This window comes from uncultured Rothia sp. (assembly GCF_916049665.1).
GTDB lineage: Bacteria > Actinomycetota > Actinomycetes > Actinomycetales > Micrococcaceae > Rothia.
Genome location: NZ_CAJZIE010000004.1, coordinates 25,259 through 48,159, shown reverse-complemented (window position 1 = coordinate 48,159; position 22,901 = coordinate 25,259). Strand labels below are relative to the sequence as shown.

Below are 22,901 nucleotides of genomic sequence, written 5' to 3'. Positions count from 1 at the left end.
GACCATCCTTATAGGTCATATATTTTCGAACCTTTGCTAAAATCCCTTTACCCCTAGGCAAGTCGTATAGGTAGACATATTCTGGATTATCAGAATCTGACACAGGCCGAGGAATTGGGTCAAGTTCCGTACTAAACCAGTAATCAGACAAACTTTTGCCTCGTGGACAACTTTCAAGAGCTCTAAGAATTGAAGTTTTATTTGTCCCATTCGGACCAACAATCAATGTAATAGGAAAGTTAAAATCTATACTTTTATCATTCATTACATTTTTGTAGTTTAAAAATTTTATACTCTTAAGCATCGGCGCATAATCCCCGCCTTGATAGGAACCTCTAATAGATTTAACAGTATCCGATATACTGTTTTCGGAAGGACATGAGACCATGTTTATTCAACAACCTTTCTGATTAAATTGGACAAAGACAAAAATATGTTCTGGGACATCTGTACGGGGACAGCGTTACCAATTTGTCGAGCTATCGAGACCTTTGATCCGAACCACAAGAAATCGTCAGGAAACCCTTGCAGACGAGCGGCCTCAAAATGTGTGATTGCTCGGTCTTCAGTAGGGTGTATATACCGACCCTTCTCAGGTTTAAAGAACTCAGTACGGATAGTGACCGACGGCTTGTCCCAAGATAACCGTCCCATCACGTCCGCTGCTCCGGTCTTATGCTTGCGCCAGCAGGGAGAGAGCAGCTCATCTGGTATATCGAATCGATTGCCACCGGGGGAAATGTGCTTAAACCTTTCAAGCGACAGGTCAGTATAGTTCCGCCCAAGGTGTAACGCATCTGTCCTGTAGAACTCTTGATTACCAGGTAAGTTAATACCTGAGACTTCTAGCGGTATCCCTTGGAAGGCATCTTGAAGAGTTCGAGGTTCACACTCCTCAAATTCGATGGGCTCCTCAAGATATTTCTGATATCCGACGATAATTCCTCGCTTACGCTTCTGAGGAGAGCCTAGAAGCGATGAGTCTAGAACTCGAGAATAGATAGAATAGCCTTCAAGAAGACCACCTTTATTAGTCAAAGAACAAAATTCTTCAAATTCCTTAGATTTCAGGAATGGAGGGACATTCTCAAGCACAAAAATCTTTGCCTTAGATTTCAGAATTACTTGAATATATTCCTGCCATAGCTGATTCCTAGGGTCAGGCGCAGTCTTCTTGTTTAGCAAGGAAAATCCTTGACACGGTGGACCGCCAATGACTATATCCGCTTCAGGGATTTCATTACTTTGAACCCAAACACCAATATCTCCAACGTACTGGTTATCAGGGCTGAAATTTTTTGCGTACGTCTTTGCTGAGTCTTTATCAAGCTCCACAGAGGCAACAACTTCAAAATCTATCCCTAAATCTTCCATCGCTTTATGGAACCCTAGGGTAAGACCACCCGCCCCTGTAAATAAGTCAATAGCTCTAAGCGTTCTCATGTTTTACGAGCGTTACTCCTATCCAATATCTTCGAAAGTAATTGCGCGGTTCAACGAGAAGATTTCACGAATCTCCGCGTGAGTATATGGCTTCTTCTTGTGGCGTTCCACCATACGCACAATATCGCGTGCAGTAATCACAGATCCAGGAACTCCAGATTTCTCTGAGATAAGACGAATCTGAGGAGTTACCGAATTCTTGTAGTCAGAAACCACATACGAGAAGAACGCGAGCGCCGCGAATTCAGGGCCATACTTCGGGTACCGTTCGATGTACTCGACCATACGGTTACGGTGGTCATGTCCGATGCTGTATCCCTTGGCATATGCTTTACTGTCCAAAATGCCAGACCAGCCCTCTTCACGAGAGGCAATGACCACGTCAGGAACAATGCCCTTCTGACCGATATGTTCAGCATAAAGACCAAAAATATCGGCAAAAATTGAGGTCGTTGCCTTCTCAAATTCAGTAGCCCTATCGCGTGATTCAAAGGCCATCTGTACGTACTCGGAGAGGAAGGAATCAACAAGACCATTCGGGTACTTAGCGGAAAGAATACGTTCGGTTTCTACGGCAGAAACGCCCGCTTCCGCTGCGATATCAGCGATAAGCTGGGTATCCACCCGATTGATAAGACGCTCAGCCACGTATTTTTCAGCAACTAGGAGGACGTTCTTTTCTTCAATCTTCTTCGATGAAACGCTACCAGTCCCTTCACGACGCCGGTTGTCCCTGAACTTACCCGGGCGCAAACCATACCGACGTTGGAAATATTCCTCATCGTAAGGCTTAGCGACTAGCACTTTCGATGAGTACTCCTCAACGAGCTTACGTGCTTCATCTTCAGCACCCGAAGCAATCGTCCAGATACCCTTATAACGTTCGATAAGTTGGGTGTACCCCAGCCAGTTGCCGCAGGTATTCGCGATGTCTCCGTGATTCGCAAAAATCTTTTCTAAAAGAGGAGCTGCCCTAGGGGTGGCATAGAGCTCTACATAGTTCTCTTCCAGGGATTCGTCACCGATACGACGGTGTTCAAGGATACGAGATACGACGTCATCCACACACGACTGCTTATTCGATACGCCATGTGCGATGACGATTTTCCCGATTTCTTCCTTCTCGTTCAGGTAGCCTTCAAGACGCTCGTCCAGAAGAAGCTGCAGAAGAAAGACGAAAGGGCGAACCTTGAATCGTGAATCGACAGCAGACTGCCCCTTGTAGGTAAAGGCGCTGGGGAACTGATAATCCAAAACCTGCTTCTTGAGCACCGTAAGAGGAGGCATTTCCTGCTTTACCAGTGCTTCTCCAGCGTCTGTTAGCCAGAACTTCCCGTCCTCATCCATAAAGACAAGGCCGAGACTTTTCAGCCAGGCTCGATACGTGCGGGCCCCGCCACCAGTCTGATCTCGACGTTTTCCCTTCGCTTTAAGACCGGCAAGCTCCAGGTTCTTTTCGATGGTCAGTTCCGTTGTCTTATCAGTCGTTTTCCAGACCTTGCCCTCTGCTTCAAGAGCAATTGCCATCAGACAGCGGGGAACGGGCGGCAGACTACGCTTGGGGCGGGTAACCCACCACGTATTACGAGCCATACAAACTACTCCTTTGCAGTTTCTTTAATTAGTAGGAGGCTTCTTGACTAGGGTATTCTTCGCCCTTAAACGTCCTCAAAATCGCTTCAAATATAACACGGGCTCCTTCGGCAGGAACCGCCATGCCTATCTGCTTGCGAACAGACTCTTTACTACCTGCAAAGTTGTAGTTATCGGGGAAAGTCTGCAAACGTGCACGCTCACGGTTAGTGAGCGCACGGTTCTCTTCCCAGTGGTACATGTGAGTACCGCCGCCGCCAGAGCCAGTTACGGTGTAAGCGGGCTTTTCTGGGTGAAGACGCTTATAAATCTGAGAGATTTTCGCGCCCTTAACCTTCAGCTGAAGATGCTCAGGAATATCCGCAGTGAAAGCGTTCTGTCCCGGCTTAATGTATGACAAACGTTCCTGAACGACCTGCGACTGCTTAGTCAGTTCGGTACCAGTCATCTCAGCAGTGATAGGAGGCTGCTCCAATGCGGTACGAGCCGACACATCATGATTGCGATAAGGCTCAGTAGAGGGAACCTTGAACTCTACATCCTGGTCATTACGAATACCCACAATGATAATTCGGTGACGTGCTTGAGGAACGCCGTACTCTTCAAACTTGTATAGGTTGGTTACAAGCTTGTAGCCCGCCTTCTCAAAGGTTTCGAGAATCTGGTTAAAAGCTTTACCCTCGTTAGCGCTACGGAGTCCACCGACATTCTCGGCAAGGAACCACAGAGGCTGGAACATTTCTAAAGCCTTTGCTCCGTAGGTGTAAAGCGGACCGTAGGTGCCATCCAGCCCCTTCTGCTCCCCCACGGTGGAGAAATCATTGCAAGGGAAGCCGAAGGCTAGACCATCAATATCGCCCAGCTCTTTCAGCACGGAGTAGTCGAGCTCTCGAATATCAGCATGCACTACAGACTCGGGGCGATCCGGGCAGATATTTTGGCGGTAAGTATTGCAAGTATCTTCGTCGTAGTCAGTCGCCCACTGGTGAACAATCTTCCAGTCGGGGTCAGAGATAGAAGCGCGAGTTGCGCCAATGGCAAGGCCACCGGGGCCACAGAAAAGTTCACCTAGCTTAAATTCCATGCCCACAACTATACACTAATATATTCGAAAATATAACTATTAGCTGCACATATTTTCGAATATTGAAAACATTAAAGTATCTAAAAATATATTTAATTGAATCAAAAATCACATTCTCATCATCCTCTTAGTATTCGAATGCACAAGCAACCACATGTATAGCCTCCCCTCTCGTTCCAATGAGTGCCCAACTTACAGGCCTTTGACGGATGTCCCATATCTATATCCAGCTTCCAGCTCACCGGTCGGGGTGGCAATGACCACCGGACGCGCGCCTCCTTCTCCGCTGGGTTAGTCTTATAGCATGACCTGGATGAACGGCCTGCGCGCCACTTTTGACCTTGAAACCACCGGTGTGGACGTCACCACCGCCCGCATCGTGACTGCTTCCCTGATCCTGCTGGACCCTCAGGGTAATGTGGTGCGCCGTGGCGAGTGGCTGGCCGACCCCGGCGTTGAGATCCCCGCCGGTGCCGCCGCCGTGCACGGCATCACCACCGAGTACGCGCGTGAGCACGGCCGTCCCGCCCGCGAGGTCGTGTGGGAGCTAGCCGGCGCGATTGGTGCGCTGAACCTTGACGGTGTGCCGATTATTGCGTTCAATGCCGCCTACGATTTCTCGGTGCTGCACCACGAGATGCTGCGCCACAATATTGCCAATGGTGAGCTGCCGCCGGGTGTGGTGCTCGACCCGTATGTTCTGCATAAGCACGTGATTCCGCGTAAGCGCGGCAAGCGCACCCTTGAGGTTCTCGCCGCCGAGTACGGTGTCTCCCTGGAGAATGCGCACACCTCCGCAGATGATGCTCTGGCGGCGGAGCGTCTGCTGGTGAAGCTGACCGAGCAGTTCCCCGAGGTCCTCAACGTGGATGCGCGCCAGCTGCACGAGCAGCAGATTCAGTGGGCGGCGGAGCAGGCGGCGAGCTTCCAGGCGTGGTTGCGTACGCAGCCGGGTAAGGAATCTGAGGTCATTGACGGCCGCTGGCCGGTACGCCGCTAAACCTGCGCCGCTAAACCTGATCCGCTAAACCTGCCCCGAATATAAGCACCCCGCAGCCCCTCCCGTCTGCGCTCAGCATGCCCGTCGCATCCGCCTTTACTGACGGGCTGACACTATCCCCGCTTGGGCTTCTCCCCTATGCTAGAAGGTAACCGCACCTACACGTATAGCACGTGAATAGCACGACCCGGAAGGCCTCTCATGGATGATCAGCCCCGCACTACCGAGCCGTACCCTGACACGAATACGCGCAGTATTTATCTGGGGTCTACCCGCCTGGCTCATGAGCACTTGGTGGCGCAGTCGCAGGTGGTGCTCCGCCTGGGCCGCATCCTGATGAAGTCGGGTGCGAGCGCGTACCGTATTAAGGCGTCAATGGCGCGTTTGGCGAAGGCTGTGGGGTTGAAGGAGCATCACGCGCAGGTGACCTTCACCGAGATTTCGACTTCTTCGTACACTGACGGTAATTTCCGTACCGAGGTGGCTGAGCAGCGCACGATGGGCATTAACGCTCATAAGCTCGATCAGTTGGGTAAGTTCATTTCTGAGCTGCCCGAGAAGATTACCCCTGCGGAGGCGAACGCCGAGCTGGACCTTATCGATTCGGCGAAGCCGCTGTACACCCGCTGGATGCTGGCGTTGGCGTCGGCGGTGGCGTGTGCCGGGTTCGCGTTCCTGAACCGTGGCGGTCTGGTGGAGTGCACGGTGGTGTTCTTCGCGGCGGGTGCCGGCCAGTTTTTGCGTTCGACCCTGCTCAAGCGCGGGGTGAGCCATTTGGCAACGTGGATGGCGTGCGGCTTCCTGGCGGCGGGCCTGTACATTGCGATTGTTAATGTGCTGGTCGCGGTGGGTTGGATTAGCCCGAACCATATGATTGGTTTCATTTCGTCGGTACTGTTCTTGGTGCCCGGTTTCCCCATGGTGACGGGCATGCTCGATATTTCCCGCATGGACTTTTTGGCGGGTATTTCGCGTCTAACCTATGTGGGTTTGTTGTTGCTGAGTGCGTCATTTGCGGTGTGGGTTTTGGGTTCACTCTTCCACCTGCCGTTGGCGGCTCCTGCGCCTCTTAACCTTGACCCGACCCTGTATTTGGTGTTGCAGGTGCTTTCTTCGGGTGTTGCGGCGGCTGGCTTCGCGATGCTCTTTGCTGCCTCCCCCGTGGCATGTGTGTGGGGTGGTTTGATTGCTGCGGTGGCGAACCCCGCCCGTATTCACATGGTGGAGGCGGGCATGCCCGCGCATATGGCAGCGACGATTGCCGTGTTTGGTGTGGGTATTTTGGCTGAGATTGTGGCGCCGCTGCATCAGCGTAAGTACACGCGTATTTCCCTGTCGGTTCCGGCGGTGGTGACGATGGTTCCGGGTGTTCCGTTCTACCGTTCGATGTCGCATTTTGCTAGCGGTGACATGTACTCGGCGGCGAGCGGTTTCGTGCAGTCCCTGCTGATTTTCATGGCGTTGGGTATGGGCCTGGCGTTTGTGCGTCTGCTCTTTGATAAGAACTGGCTGTTCGATCAGGACACTCAGGTGCTCAACCGCCTGGATACTGACCGGCACCTGCGTTAGCGCGTTGCGCATCCTCTCTGTTCCCTAACTTGTTTGTTGTGTTTTATCGTCACCTTTCGGTACGTTCAGGTGCTTGTCACCTGCGGTTCATCTGTGGCGCCTATGATGGTTAGGGTACGGGACGTTAGTAACGTGCGGGCTCTGTCGCCTGCCGTGCGTCGTCCCTTGTAATTCTTTAGTTCGCCGTCTCGTTTGAAAGGCACCGATACGATGACTCCTTCCTCTACCCATCCGCTGCACCACGAAGCCAGCGAGAAGCTGTTTGAGCGTTCTCGCGCGGTGATTCCCGGTGGTGTGAATTCCCCGGTGCGTGCTTTCAATTCTGTGGGCGGCACCCCCGCGTTTGCGGCGAAGGCTAAGGGCGCGTACCTGTACGATGCGGACGGCAACGAGTACGTTGACCTGGTCTGCTCGTGGGGTCCGTCGATTCTGGGTCATGCGCATCCGCAGGTGGTTGAGGCTGTTCAGCAGGCGGCTGAGCGCGGCCTGTCTTTTGGCGCGGCGAGCGCGCCGGAGGCTGAGCTGGCTGAGCTGGTGGTCAACCGTATTAACGCGGCGATTCCCGGCGCTATTGATCAGGTGCGTATGGTGTCGACCGGTACTGAGGCGACCATGACTGCGATTCGTCTGGCGCGTGGTGTGACCGGTCGCGACAAGATTATTAAGTTCGCGGGCTGCTACCACGGTCACGTGGATGCGCTGCTTTCCGAGGCTGGTTCGGGTGTGGCTACCCTGGCGCTGCCGGGTTCGGCTGGCGTGACTGCCGCAACCGCCGCGGAGACCATCGTTCTGCCCTATAACGACCTGGACGCTGTACGTGAGGCATTCGCGAACCACGAGGGTCAGATTGCCGCAATTATTACTGAGGCGGCGCCCTGCAACATGGGTGTGGTGACCCCCGAGCCCGGTTTCAACCGCGGCCTGCACGAGATTGCTCACGCCAACGGTGCGCTCGTGATTTTTGATGAGGTGCTGACCGGTTTCCGTGTGTCTTCGGCTGGTTACTGGGGTTACGCGGCTCCCGAGGATGGCGGCTGGGTTCCCGATATTTTCACCTTCGGCAAGGTCATTGGTGGCGGTATGCCCATCGCGGCGCTGGCCGGTAAGCGTGAGGTCATGGAGTACCTGGCGCCGGTCGGCCCGGTCTACCAGGCTGGTACCCTCTCGGGTAACCCGCTGTCCGTTGCGGCGGGCATTAAGACCCTGACCCTGGCTGATGCAGCGGTCTACGCGCATCTGGATTCGCGCAGCGCCCAGCTGCAGCAGGCGCTGACCGAGGCGTTCAACGCCGCCGGTGTGGACCACTCCATCCAGAACGCCGGTAACCTCTTCTCGGTCGCGTTCGGCACCTCTCAGGAGGGCGTGCACAACTACGCCGACATCAAGGCCTCGGCAACCAGCCGCTACAACGCGTTCTTCCACTCCATGCTCGAATCCGGCGTGTACCTGCCGCCGAGCGCATTCGAGGCATGGTTCGTTTCTGCCGCCCACAATGATGAGGCGATGGACCGTATCATCTCGGCTCTTCCGGCTGCCGCAGCTGCTGCCGCATCCGCTTAGGGGTTCGAGAGACGTAAGGAGGTGAGCCGCTCATGGATCTGAGCGCTCTGGGACTGCCTATGGAGCAGCTACGCGACGTGTGGCTGATCGCCTTCATGGTGTACCTGGGCTTGTGCCTGCTGGTGGATATCGCCTACCCGGTGCCCATCAAGAAGGAGAAGGCAGCCGAACTGTACCTTGAGGTGTCCGGCTCGCCCGTTAATGAGGCGCGCCGCGCCACCGCGGAACGCACCGCGATGGGTGCGCCGCTAAGCTCCTCCCGTAAGGGTAGCGCCACGAAGAAGGCGAAGAAGAAGCTGGATTCCATTGAGGGCGCCGGCGTGTTTAGCGGCTGGTTCCACGTGGTCATGTACCTGTGGGGCTGGATTGTGGCGGTCTCCACTTTCAGCCTGTACTGGGATATCGTGTATGACGGCGTTGTACTGCCGGCGCTGATTCTGCCGTTCCTCATGGTGTACCTGGGCGCGCGTATTGGCCGCCGTCAGTGGCGTGCAGTTCGCGGATACAGCAAGGACGACCGTGTGCTGGGCATGCCGCGCATCTACTCGGCGACGCTGGGTAAGCTGAGCGCACCGTTCCGTGTGCGCGGCACGGTGCCGGGCGTGGAGCCGATTCGTGACGACCGCACCGCCTACTGGATCCTCGGTGGTATTGCGTTCCTGCTCGCCTCGGTCTTCTTGGTTTCGCTGGCGGGCTGGAGCATCGACGAGGATTGGGAAGCAATCTATATCGGTCACGCTTCTTGGTTCTTGGCGGCGGCGTACATTCCGCTGCTGATTATGCTACTGATGTATAACCGCGATTACGTGCTGTTCAACCCGGATTCGTTCCAGGCTGGGCGTCTGTTCCTTCCGGCGAAGTCCCGCCCCTACTCGGATGTTCGCGCGTTCCGCGTGTACCCGAAGAACCCGGACGCGATCAAGCTGAACCCGAAGGACGCGAGCCAGTGGAGGCTGGAGATTCTGCTTCCCGGCGGCCGCAAGCACAACTATTCGCTGAATGATCACCAGATTGATTGTTTGGTGGCGCAGATTGCATTCAACATTGAGCAGGGACGCTGGGCGCAGCTGGACTCGCCGGCGGACCGTGAAATGTTGGCGAAGTACTTCGTGGACGGCCGCGTGATCTGCACGACCATGGGTTACAAGCCTGCAGGTAAGCATGCGGAGGAGGCGGCACGCCGCGCATCCTTCCAGAAGGCGCAGTACAAGTAAACCTGTAGCCCACATACCGCGAGAAGCCACATGTGTTTCGAGAAGCCACGTTTTATGTTGCTTTTCGAAACACATGTGGCTTCTCAGCACCGTAGACACACCATCACCGATACCCCGTAGAGAGGACAACTCATGGACCTTGCCGCCCTCGGCCTGCCCATGGAGCAGGTACGCAACGTATGGCTAGTGGCGTTCTTCATCTACCTAGCGTGCTGCCTGCTGGTGGAGGTCGCCTACCCGACGATTATTGACGCCGAACGAGCCCGCAAAGTTTATATCTCAGTCATGGGTTCCCCCATCGAGGAAGCAAAGAAAAAGATTGAAGAGCGCGCAGAAGCAGGAAATCCCCTCACCCCCGAGCAGGAAGAAAAAGTAATCCGCAAGGCCGAAGCCCAGTTGGAGAGCATCAAGGGCTCCAGCGTCACTATGGATTTAGGGCACTTCCTCCTGTACGCCGCAGCATGTTTTATCACCTACGCGACCTTCGTCCTGTACTGGACCATGGTGTATGAAGGCAACCTTATCCCTGCCCTCCTTCTGCCCTTCGTCGTGACGTGTTGGGCGGCAGGCTGGGGCCGCCGAGGCTGGCGTGAAGCACGCGGTTTCGACCCATGGGACAGGCACCTGGGCATGCCCGCAATCTACATCAACACGCTGGAGAAGCTGAGTAACCTCTTCCGCCGTGTTATGCCCCGACGTGTTAAGCTCCAGCGGATTGAGGACACGTCGTTGAGGCAGCCGATCACTAGTTTTGGGACGGGGCACATGATTCTTTTCGCTGTGGCTATTCCCGCTAGTGGGTTCTGCCTGATCCTATACCTGAATTCCCTGTTGAAGGTTAACATGCACACGTATACCACATCCGATATTGGGCTGCCTTCTATTCTCATGTGGGTCCCGTACGTTATGGCAGCTTTATGTTTGTGGTCTATGGTCAGCACATACTACTGGTTCACCCTGGGCCGGGTGAAGAGAGGACGTTTCCTGCTACCTGCGAAGGTGTACAAATACTCCGATATTGAGCGGTTCAAGGTGTACCCCTGGTATGGCGAGGACACGAACCCTCAGGAGGACATGCCTAGTGGGTGGCAGTTCGTCGTCACGTTCTCGGATGATTCGTACGAGACTTTTGGGTTCTTCGATAGCTCTATCGACCATTTGATTGCGAACGCTGCGTTCAAGCTGGAACAGGGACGCTGGGCGGATGTGGAGTCCCCTGCCGACCGTGAGCTGTTGGAGAAGTACTTTGTGGAGGGGCGTGCCACCTGCCTCACGCTGGGTTACAAGCCGACGAACGAACTGACGGAAAAGGAGGCGGCACGTATCGCCTCCTTCCGTACCGTGAATTAGCGCCCGGCGAGAAGCCACACATCATCACCGATAACACTGTAGAGAGGACAACTTATGGAGCTAAGCGCTTTGGGGATACCCCTAGAGCCGGTACGCTACATATGGCTCATCGCCTTCTTGCTGTACCTGGTGGTGTGCGTAGCAATCGATATCGCCTACTCCTCAACCATGAGCAAGGAAGAAGCGAGGCGGCTGCACGTTTTCTACAAAGGCTCCCCCGTAGACAAGGCGATGAGGTACGCCGAACGCCGCTCCCTAGACGGTGACCCGCTCTCCAAACATAAGTTGCGTTCCAACCTCACGCGCGCCCGGAAAGAACTCGACAGTATTTCTGGCGTATCCAAATTTGAGGCGTGGTTGCACGCCGTCATGTATGTGTGGGCTTGCGTTGTCGCACGGTCCATCTTTCTGCTGTACAAGGACATTGCCCGTGACGGCATCCTGATACCCGCTCTGATATTGCCGTTCTACATGGTCTATCTGGGTGCGTGCTGGAGCCGCTTCATTTGGCGTAGTTCCCGCTACTTCAACCTCGATAACCACACCACGGGTATGCCCCGAGTCCTGGGCGAAATATTGAACCGTATTGACGCGTTCTTCGTTCCGCAGGACGCTCACCCCCAAGCCAAACCGGTACGTTCGACGCCTAGACTCTACCTGGGGCTCTGCGTGACCGTGGTGGTGGCGTTGGTGCTGGCACTCATCGTTTTCCTCTACTCGCTGGTCGGTTGGACAATTCTGTACACGCCGCCGATGCCTATTGGTGGTGCCTCAATCCTGCTGGCGGTTACTGTCTCCGCGGCGTTAGCGTTGCGTTGGCATTATTTGAAGGTCTACCTGCTGTTCAACCCCGATTCGTTCTACATCGGGCGGCTCTTCCTACCCGCGAAGAAGTACAGCTACCCCGATATTGAGGAGTTCTGCGTCTTCCCGAAGAACCCCGAACAGATCAAGCCGACCTTCTACGAGCCGTCGCAGTGGCAGATAGAAATCAAGGTGCCGTCCAAGATTCCGCCGAACCTCGCCAAGCGCATGCCGTGGCTGCGCAGGCATATTGTGGCGGTGCACGATGAGCGGGTCGTCTGCCTAACCTCCCAGATTGCGTTCTACCTGGAGCAGGAACGCTGGGCTAATCTGCGCTCCCCCGCCGACCGTGAAAAGCTCGCAGAGTACTTCACCAACGGCAACATCGTGTGCACCTCCCTGGGGTACAAACCAGTCACTGAAGAACCGGAAGAACAAGAATAAAACAGCGAAAAGCCACATGTGTTTCGAGAAGCCACCAAAGACGTGGCTTTTCGAAACACATGTGGCTTCTCAGCGTTAAAAGTTGGAGGGTGTTTAGGCGTCCAGCTCACGGAGCCAGCCCGCCGCCTCCGTACCGTAATAAGTCAGAATAACGTCCGCACCGGCGCGGTGAATCGAACGCAACGACTCCAACACCACAGCCTTACGGTCAATCCAGCCGTTCGCCGCAGCCGCCTCAATCATCGCGTACTCACCCGACACCTGATACGCCGCCACCGGCACCGGCGAAAACTCCGCCACCTCACGCACAATATCCAGGTAGCTACCGGCAGGCTTCACCATCACCATGTCCGCGCCCTCCTCCAGGTCGGCGCGCACCTCCAGAAGCGACTCACGGCGGTTCGCCGGATCCTGCTGATACGTCTTGCGGTCACCCTTGAAGGTCGATTCCACCGCGTCACGGAACGGGCCGAAGAACGCCGAAGCGTACTTCGCCGAATACGCCAGAATCGACACGTCCTCGTAGCCTGCCTCGTCCAGGGCGGCACGCATCGCCGCAATCTGACCGTCCATCATGCCCGAAGGCGAGACGGTGTGCGCACCCGCGCGAGCCTGCGAAACCGCCATCTTGCAGTACAGCTCCACCGTCTCGTCATTATCCACCACAAGCGTGCCGTGGCCGTCATCGACCAGCACGCCGCAGTGACCGTGGCTCGTGAACTCGTCCAGGCAGGTGTCAGCCATGACCACCAGGTCGTCGCCAAACTCCTCACGGCACACCGCAATCGCACGGTTCAGGATGCCCTGCGGATCCCACGCGGTCGAGCCGATCTCGTCCTTATCCTCGTCGCGGGGAATACCGAACAGGTCGATGCAGCGGATGCCCGCCTCGTACGCCTCGCGCACGGCGGGAATGATGCTCTCCAGGGTGTGCTGGTGCTGGCCGGGCATGGAGCGAATCGGCTGCGGCTCGGTGATGCCGTCACGCACGAAGAACACCTGAATCAGCTGCGAGGGGCGCAGGGTGGTCTCGGCGACGAGGGAGCGCATGGCTGCGGTGGTGCGCAGGCGGCGCGGGCGGCGGGTGAGGTTCATAATCTCTCCTGAAAATTCTTGCGAAATAATGTGAAGTCTTAGATGAGGGACGCGCCTACAAGAGGGACGCGGCGGCGCGCGCCAAATCCTGTGGGGAGGGCGAATCCGCCTGCACGTGGCGCAGGTTGAGGGCGCGGCAGGCGGAGGCGGTACTCGCCCCAATCGCCACCACCGGCGGCACGGATTCGGGGGCTAGCGCGGATGCGCCGTCTAGTAGGGCGTGCAGGCGGGAGGGGGCGGTCACCACCAGCACATCCGGCGCGCGGGTTTCGGGGGCGCTCGCCTCAGATGTGTTGCCCTGTACGAGTGCGCGGGCGGCGCTGAGGCTCAGCTCTCCGGACTCCACCTGTTCGGCGGGCACCATGTCGTAGAGCACGCAGCGGTGGCTGTCCCAGCCCAGGTTTTTGAGGCCTTCGCGTAGGGTCGGGCGGGCGTTGGAGCCCTCCAGAACCAGCACGGCGGCGGGCACGGTTGAGACGGGCTCGGTTGTAGGCTGCCCGAACTCCGCGAGCATGCCGGCGGCGCTCTGAACGCTCGGCTGAAAATCCGCGGCCAGCCCAAGCTGAGCATGCACAGCGCGGGCGGTTGCCGCACCCACGCAGGCGATGCGCACTCCCCCGCTCGCGCAGGCGCGGGTGAACTCGTCACCCCACAGCTGCGCGCAGGCGCGAACCGTGTTGGCGCTCGTGAAGCTCACCCACGCATAGTGACCGGAGGCGAGCGCCTCCAGCGCGGCGGCGTGTTCTGTGCCCGGCTTGACGGTGCGTGCTTGCTGTAGCGGTGCGAAGAGTACCCGGTACTCCCCCAACCCGTTCTGTGCGCATTCTTCGGTGAGGGCGCGCGCGAAGGCGGCGCCTTGTGCGGCGGAGCGGGTCAGCAGAACCGTGCGCGGGGTATCAATTTCCGGGGGCTCAGTTTGCGCGGACTCAGCTTGTGCGGACTCAGCTTGCGGGCTAGCGGCAGACATGACGCCTACTTCAGGTTCAAACCGGCAAGGGCGGCGGCGCCCATCTGCAGCAGGTCTTCTGCCACGCGCACGCCCAGGCGTTCGGCGCCGGGCACGTCCAGCTCAGCGGTGGCGGAGGTGTGGCGCAGCATGTCGGTGCCGTCCGGGGACGCCACCACGACGTTGAGCACCAGGTCGCCCTCAACCACCTGCGCGTACGCGCCGATGGGTGCGGCGCATCCGGCTTCGAGGCGGCGCAGCAGGGCACGTTCTGCACTGACGGCGAGGCGGGTTTCGTGGTGGTTTGCGGCGAGCAGAGCGCGGCCAAGAGCGCGGACCGGGCGTGCCACCTCGGGGTCGGCGAGTACGGCGGGGTCCGGGTTCTCGAATTCGCTTTCGCGCACTTCCAAGGCGAGCGCACCCTGGCCGGGGGCGGGCAGCATGCGGCTGGGGTCAAGGTACTCGGTGATGAGTTCTTCCTTACCCAGGCGCTTGAGGCCGGATACGGCGAGCACCACGGCGTCGCAGTCGCCGCTGCGTTCGGTGCCTACACCGTGGTCGGCGCGCTCGGAGGTTTCGGTGTTCTGGCGGAGCACAACCTGCTTACCGGCGTGCTCTTCCAGGCCCTTGACGCGGCCGATGCGGGTGCCCACGTTACCGCGGATGTCCACGATTTCAAGGTCGGGGCGTAGGGCGCGCAGCTGGGCGGCGCGGCGCGGCGAACCGGTGCCCACGCGGGAGCCGGTGGGCAGGGTGTCGAGGGTCAGACCGTCGCGTGCTACGAGGGCGTCGCGGGGGTCTTCACGTTTGAGGGTTGCGGCGATGACCAGGCCGGGGCAGGGTGCGGAGGGCAGGTCCTTGAGGGAGTGTACTGCCATGTCCACGCGGTTTTCTTCGGAGGCGTTCTCGCCGTCGAGCAGGCGCTGGCGCAGTGCGGCGGCGAATACGCCGGTGCCGCCGAGGGTTGCCAGGGGCCCGGTGAGCACGTCGCCTTCGGTTTTGACGGTGCGCAGGGTGAAGTCCACGACCTCCGCGGCATCTGCGGTACCGTGGTGTGCCTGGTGTTCGGTGTAGAGGGCGGTGACGGTTTCGGCGGCGATACGGCTTTGGGTCAGGGCGAGGGCAGACCCGCGGGTGCCCAAGATGTACTCGTGATGGCTCATATCTCTCCTTGTCGGTGATGTGTGTGATAGCCCGTAGGTGCGTGTGTCTGTGCGTTGAGCTACGCATGCAGCTGTGTGCGCTGCAGCTGTGTGTGGGCTTGTAGGCAGTGCGGCTCCGACCCGCCCGCACACCCGGTGATGGGGTGTTGGGGCGAGCCGGAGCTACAGGTGGTGTTAGTGGGAGCAGCATCCGCCGGAGCCGCATCCACCGGAGCGGCTGGCGGCGGTGTTCCCAGAAGTACTGGCCTCAGAAGCGGCGTTATCAGCACCGTCAGCACCGGCTGCGTATTCGGCAATAACCGGCTTCTCCGCACCACGGCCGGGCTTGCAGCAGCCCGGCTCGCACTCGTCGAACCAGCCGTACTGGCCGCTCGCACTCGGGGCGAGGACGCTCTCACGTTCGGGGCGCAGGTCGGCGGGAACACCGTTCTCCACGCGCTCCTCAATGAGGCGGCGCAGCGACTCCACGTACGCCGGATGCGTACCCGGAGTGGGGGTGCGCACGGCGACCACGCCCAGGCGCTCGCAGGTGTCCAGAGCCTCGGTGTCCAGGTCCCACTTGACTTCCATGTGGTCGGAGACGAATCCGAGGGGCACCAGCACGACGCCTTCCACGGGGGCTTCGCCGTCCTCCGCCGGGTTGGCGGGGGTGGGCAGCGCCTCCAGGGCGTCGTTGACGTCCGGTTCCAGCCAGGGCATGGACGGCGGGCCGGAGCGGGACTGGTACACCAGCTCCCATTCGACGTTCTGCAGAAGCTGCGGGGCCTCATCGCGCACGAGCGACAGCACGGCGCGGGCGACCTGCAGGTGCTTCTCCACGTAGGCGGAGCCGCCCTCGTAGTTCACGCCGCGAGGGCCAGCCTCGTTCGCCGCGGAGGTCGGCACCGAGTGGGTGCAGAACATGATGCGCAGGCGCGGGTTCAGCGAACCGCTATCGCGTGCGGCAAGCTGCTCACGCACCGTGGCGAGGCCGTCCTTCAGCCCGTCAGCGAAAGCGCGGGAGAAGCCGGGCACGTCAAAGAACTGGCGAATCTTGCCCACATGCACGCGACCTTCCAGACCAAGCTGTTCAATCGCGATGCCGTAGTCCTCGCGGTACTGGCGGCAGCTCGAATAACCCGGGTAGGCGCTGGTCGCCAGCACGAGCACGTTGCGGTGCCCGGCCTCATAAGCCTCAGCGAGCACGTCCTTCACGTAGGGCTTCCAGTTGCGGTTCGCCCAGGTGATCGGGATGTGCGGGCCGCGCTCGGCGAGCGCCTGCTGCAGCGCGGCAAGCAGGGCACGGTTCTGCTCGTTAATCGGCGAGACACCGCCGTTGGCGCGGTAGTGGGTGGCGACCTCTTCGAGGCGCTCATCCGGAATACCGCGGCCAGCGGTCACGTTGCGCAGGAACGGGATGACGTCCTCCTGCCCCTCGGGGCCACCGAAGGAGGAGAGAATCACCAGGTCGTAGGGGCGTGCCTCTTCGGCACGGTCACGGGTGATGCTGCGTTCGCTTCGGTAGTCGCCGAGGGTCTGCTCGTTGAGCGCGGCAGGGCCGTTGGAGGCGGTGTTCGCCGGGTCGGTGCGGTTGGGTACCACGTCGTCCGGCAGGAGCGTGCCGTTGAGGGTTACGCCGTCGTTCGGCTGGTGGCTCACGCCAGAACCTCTGCTACTTCGTCTGCGCCGATGCGGCGGCCGGTGTAGAAGGGGGTTTCTTCGCGTACGTGCAGGCGTGCTTCGGTATTGCGGAAGTGGCGCATCATGTCGACGAGGTCAACGAGTTCGGGTGCTTCGAGGGCGAGGACCCATTCGTAGTCGTTCATGCCGAAGGTTGCGACGGTGTTCGCCAGAATCTGCGGGAAGTCGATTGCCTTCATGCCGTGGTTCTTGAGCATTTCTGCTCGGCGTTCGGGGTTCATGTAGTACCAGTCGTAGGAGCGTACGAAGGGGTAGACGCAGACCCATGCTTCGGGTGCCTTGCCGCGTGCGTAGGCGGGGGCGTGGTTGCGGGTGAATTCTGCTTCGCGGTGTACGCCCATGGTGGACCAGACGATGGTGGTGCCTGCGAAGAGTGCGGTGCGGCGGATCTTGCGGACTGCTGCCTGCAGCTTTTCGGGGGTTGCACCGTGGGTCCAGATCATGACGTCTGCGTTGTCGCGCATTGCGGAGACGTCGTAGATGCCGCGCAGGGTCACGCCGTCTGCTGCGAGCTGCTCGGCGACCTTCTCGAACTCGGCGCGTGCCTCGTCGGTGTTGGATTCTGCGGGGCGTGCGCCGGAGCGTGCGAACACGGTGTAGAGGGCGTAGTGCAGGGTTTCGCCTTCTTCGCGGCCGCGGCGGTTTTCGTCAGCTGCGGAGTGCTGGACTGCGTAGCCCTTGGGGGCGCCGCCGTAGCCGTGGCCGGCGTGGGTGTAGCCGCCCTGACCTGCGCCGTGACCGTGGCCGCCGTGTGCTGCGTGATCGTGAGACATTGTGTGTTCCTTTCTTCAGCGAGGGTTCGCTGTGCTGGAGGCGCGGCTTCCGTAGCCGCGCGTTTTCTCAAATTTTTGGCTTAGTTGTTGGCTGGTTTGGGAGGTTGCGGTGCCGTTATTTGGCGGTTGCGACCTTCGGGGAGGTGACGCCTTCCCAGTCCTGTGCCGCGTGGTAGATGAGGCGGTCCATCTGCTCGTAGGTGTCTTTGACGGTTACGACCAGGCCGGAGCCTGCTGCCCAGGAGCCGACAGTGCTGAGGGTTCCGAGTTCGCTGGCGCGTTCGCGGAATTCCTTGACTCGGTCGCGGTGGCCGGGGGTGGAGGCGGGCAGTACGCCGCGCCAGCGTACGACGTCCGCGTCGACGAGGTTGCTGTGGGTGAGGGCTACATCCATCATGCGGCTTGCGTCGCGCAGAGCGAGGGTGATGAGCTGTTCGTCAGCGAGCGCCACTTCTGAGAAGCGGGCGTCTTCGCCGCCGCGACCGTAGGAGAGGCGCACGACATGGCGTCCGGGGCCTGCGGCGTCGGCTACCCACTGCCATTTGGCGGTGGCGTGGGTGAGTGCCTTGGCGCGTACGGCGGTTGCCTGTTCGGAGACAAGCAGGCCGGTGCCGCGGGGGTGCTTGTCCAGGGCGGGGGCGTCAACAACGAGGGTGACGAGGGCGACTTCGGGGCCGGGTTCCAGGGCGGGTAGTGCGGTGGAGACGTGCGGGCCGATGAGTCGTGCTACGGTCGGACCGTCGGTGGCGAGCACCAGGTAGTCGGCGTAGAGGGGGGTGTTTTCGCCGTCGGTGGTGTGGCGCTGGATGATGAACCACTGGCCGGTGGATTCGTCGCGGTCCACGGCGATGACGTCGAATCCGGTGACGATCCGAACACCGGAGGCGTACAGGTCTTCGACGAGACGTTCGGACAGCTGGTTCATGCCGCCCACAATACCGGCGACCTGTGAGCCTGCGGGGGCTGCCGAGCGGAAAGCGTGCGCTGCGGCGGCGAGGGAGCGGTGCTTGCGGAAGGCTTCGCGCAGACCGGGGATGGTCGCATCGACGTCGAGCTTGTCGGGGTGGGTGGAGTACACGCCGGAGACGACGGGTGCGACGAGGTTGTCGAGCACTTTCTGACCCATGCGGATGCGCACGAGCTCACCGAGGGTCTTCGCGTTCTCGCCTGCGGAGACGGGCAGGAACTTATCCACCTGGGCGCGGCGCAGACCGTTCTTACCGATGACGGGGATCAGCGACTTATCGTTCACGTTGCCGGGGATGCCCATGATGCCGGTGCTGGGGGTGCGACGGGCGCCCTGCGGCAGGTACAGCCAGGAGCCGTAGGAGTTGGGGGTGACGATCTGGTCGCCCAGGCCGAGTTCCTTGACGAGGTCGCTGACAATGGGGCTGCGGGTTGCGAAGGATTCTGCGCCGGAGTCCAGCAGAAGGCCGCCAACTTCGTGGGCACCAACGGCACCGCCGAGGTGGTGGCGCTGTTCGAGCAGGGTGACGCGCATACCGGCTGCGGCGAGGCGGCGTGCGGAGATGAGGCCGGAGGGGCCGCCGCCGATGACGATGGCGGTGGGTGCCTTCTCGTTGCGGGTGAAAGCTCGTGCGTTCTGGGGCGCGGCGGAGGAACTGACCTGTGCGGTGCGGTGCGGTGCCTGGTTGGTGTGGCCCATGGTGGTTCTCCTTTGGTCTGCCTGCAGTGGAGTTGCCCATTGCGGTAACGGGTGTGGTGGTTGGTTCGGGGTGCAGATGTTCGGTGCAGATGCCGGGGGGGGGTGTCCGGCATCTGCGCCGTCTATTTATCGTTATTTATCCTAGGCCTGCGCGGTGCGTTCGTGGATATATGCCACGAGGTCGGTGAGCACCTGCGGGTCGGTGGTCGGGGGTACGCCGTGGCCGAGGTTGACCACGTGCGAGGGGGCGGCATTGCCTTCTGCGAGGACCTCGTCTACGTGTGCGTAGAGGTTTTCGTGGCCTGCGGCAAGCAGTGCCGGGTCGATGTTGCCCTGCAGGGGTACGGCGCCGTTGAGCAGGGTGTTCGCTGCCGAGAGCGGCAAGCGGTAGTCCACGCCGATGACGTCTGCGCCGGCTTCGTGCATGGCGGGAAGCAACGCGGTGGTGCCGGTGCCGAAGTGGATGCGCGGCACGCCGTATTCGCGCACCATATCGAGGGCGGTTGCGGAGTGTGCCTGCACGTAGCGGCGGTAGTCGCTTTCGCCGAGGGATCCTGCCCAGGAGTCAAAGAGCTGCACGGCGGATGCGCCTGCCTCGATCTGTGCGCGCAGGAACTGGCCTGCGGTGCGGGCTGCCCAGGCGGCGAGTTCGTGCCAGGCGGCGGGGTCGGAGTGCATCATGGTGCGCGGGCGCAGGTGGTCGCGGGAGGGGCCGCCTTCAACCATGTAGGCGGCGACGGTGAAGGGGGCGCCGGCGAAGCCGATGAGCGGGGTGTCGCCGAGCATTTCTACGGTGGCGGCGACGGCTTCGCGGATGGGGTCGAGGTCGCTGTCTTTGAGCTCGGGCAGGGCGCGCACCTCGTCGAGGGTGCGCACGGGCTGATCGAGCACGGGGCCCCTACCGGGCACGATGTCGACGTTGACGCCCGCGAGCTTCATGGGAATAACGATGTCGGAGAAGAAGATACCGGCGTCGACCTTGTGGCGGCGGACGGGCTGCACGGTAATTTCTGCGGCGAGGTCGGGGGTGAGGCACGCGTCCAGCATGGGGATGCCTTCGCGTACCTGACGGTATTCGGGCAGGGAGCGGCCTGCCTGGCGCATGAACCAGACGGGTCGGTGGCTGGAGGGGCGGCCGGTGAGGGCGCGGAGCATGGGCGAGTCTGCGGCGGTACCTGCGCGCAGGGGGTGGTTGGCGGGTAGGTGTGCAAGCTGCTCGTCGGTGAGCAGGGGTCGCTGGGCGTCGGTGGGGTGTGCGGGCAGGGCGGGTGCCTGTGCGGCGCCTTCTGCCGACGCGGGAGTGGTGTGCTGGTTTTCGCTCATAGTGTCTAGTGTGACAGGTTTATGTGGGTGTTTTTGCGACACTTTGTCATGGTGACTTTTACCTAATGGTGACTTTCTTAGTGGTGAGGGACACCTTAGTTCGCACCTGCTAGAACTCTGCCGACACCCTGCATATGCCCTATTAGACCCCTTGTTGACGCGAAGAATACACAGGTGAGGCACCGAATACGCCGCATCACATTCCGAGATGTTCTCCCCTCCCCCGCTTTTGAATCCTCATCCCAATAACCCTGCAGGTACCTCCCTCTCCTGTCCGCTATGTGGCACCCGCTAAGCCACGTGGAGCCGTGAACTTAGGTTCTATGAGCTTTACAGGGGCTTAGTCGGCGTGGTTATGATTAATCTCTAGTGAGTACTTATGCATTTGTGGCATCGCACCACACCGTTGATTTGACCACCGTCGCTGCGTTGAGCGCCGGTGCCTCCGGCGTACCCGATGTTCTGGCGGCGGATGTAGCGCGTCAGCTCGGTGTTAAGGGTGCAGTAGTTCTTGCCACCTGTAACCGTCTTGAAATGTATGTTCAGCTGCACGTGTCTGCCCATGTCCCCATGGTTCGTGAGCTGATTGTTGATTCGATTGCGCAGACCTCCGGCCTGGATAAGGAGCTGGTGGCCTCCAGCTTTGACCTGTTCGAGGATGAGGAGGCGGCACGCCACCTGCTGACGGTCGCCTCCGGCCTGGAATCTGCCGTGGTGGGCGAGCGCGAAATCGCCGGTCAGGTGCGCCGTGCTCTGGCTGCCGCTCAGGCGAAGGCTCAGGAGGAGGGCGTAGCTCTTCCGGGTGAGCTGGTGCAGCTGTTTGAGCATGCGGCGCATACGGCTCGTCAGGTGGGTCAGCATACGGCGCTTGGCGCTCAGGGCCGCTCGATTGTGTCTGTTGCCCTGGATCTTGCGGATGAGGTCGCCGAGAAGGATTGGTCGACCCGCCGCGCCCTGATTTTTGGTACGGGTGCTTATGCGGGTGCGACCATTGCGGCTCTGCGTGAGCGCGGTTGCACCGATATTTGGGTGAATTCCCGTTCGGGTCGCGCCGCCGAGTTCGCCGCGAAGCGCGAGGTTTCTGCGGTCCCGGTGGACGGCATGGAGCAGGCGATGGCTTCTGCCGACGTCATTATTGGTTGCTCCGGCGGTTCCGATCCGTTGCTTCCCGAACAGATTCCGGCTGGCCACCACACGATTCTTGACCTGGCGCTTTCGCGTGACTTTGATCCCTCGGTTGCCGACCTGCCGAACGTTGAACTGATTACCCTCGAATCGGTGCGCCTCGCCGCACCCGAGGAGACTGAGGAATCCGTGGCGACGGCTACGCGCATCGTGGAGTCTGAGCTAGCGGCGTTCCTGTCTCGTCAGCGTTCCCGCACGATTGACTCGGCGATTGTTGCTCTGCGCTCGCACACGCTGGATGTGCTGGATTCTGAGCTGGAGAAGGTGCGTAACCAGTTTGGTTGCGGTGCGGCGACGGAGCAGTTTGAGTTGGCGATGCGCCGCATGGTGAAGTCTCTTCTGCACACCCCGACGGTGCGCGCCAAGAAGCTTGCGGCTGAGGGCCGCGCGGAGGATTACGTGCAGGCGCTGGAGACTCTCTACGGTATTCAGGTGGAGGAGTCCTAGAGGAGCCTCAGCGCTCCCCTCCCCCCGCCCTGCGCTTCTGCTCCCCCGCCCTACGCTTTTTGATGATACTTTCGCGCGCGTTTTGCACCGGTTTTCGCGCCTGCTTCTGCGCATCCCGCGGCGAGTATTTTATTAGCCCCCGGCGAAGTACCGCCCGTTCACGGTGCCGACGGGCGCATTCACGCTAGAGTAGATGCTAGATAAGACAGTTCCCATACCCGGCGCGCGCTTGGCGGCGCCGGACTATTCTGCGAGGAGACTCATGGAAATCAAGATTGGCGTTCGCCACATCGCCCGCGAAATCGTTGTTGAGACCAGCGAGGCTAAGGAAATTCTCACCGAGAAGGTCACCAAGGCCATCGAGGACGGCTCGATCCTGGAAATCATGGACGATAAGGGCAACACCACCCTGATTCCCGGCGGCCAGATCAGCTACGTCGAACTCGGTAGCGACGCCAAGCGCCACGTGGGCTTCGGCATCGGCGCCTAAGTATTCAGCCGACTGAGCCCCTATAGCTTTAGCTTTCCCCCGCATCCGCAACGATGCGTAACCGCGCTTTGT

Annotated in this window: 19 protein-coding genes; 8 read left to right on the top strand and 11 right to left on the bottom strand. The window is 59.8% G+C overall.

Annotated features, from left to right (window positions below; translation table 11 throughout):
- The 4 genes from QZ540_RS00835 to QZ540_RS00820 all read right to left on the bottom strand — a co-directional run.
- Positions 1-388 (bottom strand): ATP-binding protein (locus QZ540_RS00835; RefSeq protein WP_294626993.1); only part of this gene is annotated, 388 nt, incomplete at its 3' end.
- Positions 389-390: 2 nt separating this feature from the next.
- Entirely contained in the window at positions 391-1,443 is a 1,053-nt protein-coding gene (locus QZ540_RS00830) for a DNA cytosine methyltransferase (RefSeq protein WP_294626991.1), read from the bottom strand.
- 18 nt (positions 1,444-1,461) lie between these two features.
- Entirely contained in the window at positions 1,462-3,036 is a 1,575-nt protein-coding gene (locus QZ540_RS00825; RefSeq protein WP_294626989.1) for a restriction endonuclease FokI C-terminal domain-containing protein, read from the bottom strand.
- A gap of 28 nt (positions 3,037-3,064) precedes the next feature.
- On the bottom strand, positions 3,065-4,120 hold the full coding sequence (locus QZ540_RS00820; protein WP_294626986.1) for a DNA cytosine methyltransferase: 1,056 nt from the start codon (positions 4,118-4,120) through the stop codon (positions 3,065-3,067).
- 304 nt (positions 4,121-4,424) lie between these two features.
- Between QZ540_RS00820 and QZ540_RS00815 the strand changes: the two genes are divergently transcribed.
- The 6 genes from QZ540_RS00815 (at position 4,425) to QZ540_RS00790 (ending at position 12,061) form a co-directional block, all read left to right on the top strand.
- On the top strand, positions 4,425-5,120 hold the full coding sequence (locus QZ540_RS00815; RefSeq protein WP_012903182.1) for a 3'-5' exonuclease: 696 nt from the start codon (positions 4,425-4,427) through the stop codon (positions 5,118-5,120).
- A 201-nt stretch (positions 5,121-5,321) separates the two neighbouring features.
- A complete protein-coding gene (locus QZ540_RS00810; protein ID WP_294626984.1) occupies positions 5,322-6,689 on the top strand; it encodes a threonine/serine exporter ThrE family protein in 1,368 nt (455 codons plus the stop codon).
- 210 nt (positions 6,690-6,899) lie between these two features.
- Complete coding sequence (gene hemL, locus QZ540_RS00805) at positions 6,900-8,249, top strand: glutamate-1-semialdehyde 2,1-aminomutase (RefSeq protein WP_294626982.1); 1,350 nt, start codon at positions 6,900-6,902, stop codon at positions 8,247-8,249.
- A gap of 32 nt (positions 8,250-8,281) precedes the next feature.
- Complete coding sequence (locus tag QZ540_RS00800) at positions 8,282-9,463, top strand: sugar dehydrogenase (RefSeq protein WP_294626980.1); 1,182 nt, start codon at positions 8,282-8,284, stop codon at positions 9,461-9,463.
- A gap of 132 nt (positions 9,464-9,595) precedes the next feature.
- Complete coding sequence (locus QZ540_RS00795; RefSeq protein ID WP_294626978.1) at positions 9,596-10,813, top strand: carboxylate transporter; 1,218 nt, start codon at positions 9,596-9,598, stop codon at positions 10,811-10,813.
- A 69-nt stretch (positions 10,814-10,882) separates the two neighbouring features.
- Positions 10,883-12,061 (top strand): transcriptional regulator, encoded by a 1,179-nt coding sequence (locus QZ540_RS00790; protein WP_294626977.1) that lies wholly within the window; start codon positions 10,883-10,885, stop codon positions 12,059-12,061.
- 93 nt (positions 12,062-12,154) lie between these two features.
- Here QZ540_RS00790 and hemB read toward each other — a convergent pair whose 3' ends face one another.
- The 7 genes from hemB to hemE form a co-directional block, all read right to left on the bottom strand.
- Positions 12,155-13,156 carry a porphobilinogen synthase gene (gene hemB, locus QZ540_RS00785; protein ID WP_294626975.1) on the bottom strand — a complete coding sequence of 334 codons (1,002 nt, stop codon included), beginning with the start codon at positions 13,154-13,156 and terminating at the stop codon, positions 12,155-12,157.
- 55 nt (positions 13,157-13,211) lie between these two features.
- Positions 13,212-14,123, bottom strand: a complete 912-nt coding sequence (locus tag QZ540_RS00780; RefSeq protein WP_294626973.1) for a uroporphyrinogen-III synthase — start codon at positions 14,121-14,123, stop codon at positions 13,212-13,214.
- A 5-nt stretch (positions 14,124-14,128) separates the two neighbouring features.
- A complete protein-coding gene (locus QZ540_RS00775) occupies positions 14,129-15,265 on the bottom strand; it encodes a hydroxymethylbilane synthase (RefSeq protein ID WP_294626971.1) in 1,137 nt (378 codons plus the stop codon).
- 174 nt (positions 15,266-15,439) lie between these two features.
- Complete coding sequence (locus QZ540_RS00770) at positions 15,440-16,903, bottom strand: ferrochelatase (protein ID WP_294626969.1); 1,464 nt, start codon at positions 16,901-16,903, stop codon at positions 15,440-15,442.
- The gene (hemQ, locus tag QZ540_RS00765) at positions 16,900-17,718 is read right to left on the bottom strand and encodes a hydrogen peroxide-dependent heme synthase (protein WP_294626967.1); all 819 of its coding nucleotides are present in this window, start codon (positions 17,716-17,718) and stop codon (positions 16,900-16,902) included. The genes QZ540_RS00770 and hemQ overlap by 4 nt, the downstream gene beginning before the upstream one ends.
- 115 nt (positions 17,719-17,833) lie before the next feature.
- Positions 17,834-19,384 (bottom strand): protoporphyrinogen oxidase, encoded by a 1,551-nt coding sequence (hemG, locus tag QZ540_RS00760; protein ID WP_294626965.1) that lies wholly within the window; start codon positions 19,382-19,384, stop codon positions 17,834-17,836.
- A gap of 141 nt (positions 19,385-19,525) precedes the next feature.
- On the bottom strand, positions 19,526-20,707 hold the full coding sequence (gene hemE, locus QZ540_RS00755; protein WP_294626963.1) for a uroporphyrinogen decarboxylase: 1,182 nt from the start codon (positions 20,705-20,707) through the stop codon (positions 19,526-19,528).
- A gap of 369 nt (positions 20,708-21,076) precedes the next feature.
- Here hemE and QZ540_RS00750 point away from each other — a divergent pair, with 369 nt between their 5' ends.
- Positions 21,077-22,339: a glutamyl-tRNA reductase gene (locus QZ540_RS00750; protein ID WP_294626961.1), complete on the top strand. Its 1,263-nt coding sequence runs from the start codon at positions 21,077-21,079 to the stop codon at positions 22,337-22,339.
- 262 nt (positions 22,340-22,601) lie between these two features.
- Entirely contained in the window at positions 22,602-22,829 is a 228-nt protein-coding gene (locus QZ540_RS00745) for a DUF3107 domain-containing protein (RefSeq protein WP_044150274.1), read from the top strand.
- The last annotated feature ends 72 nt before the right edge of the window (positions 22,830-22,901 follow it).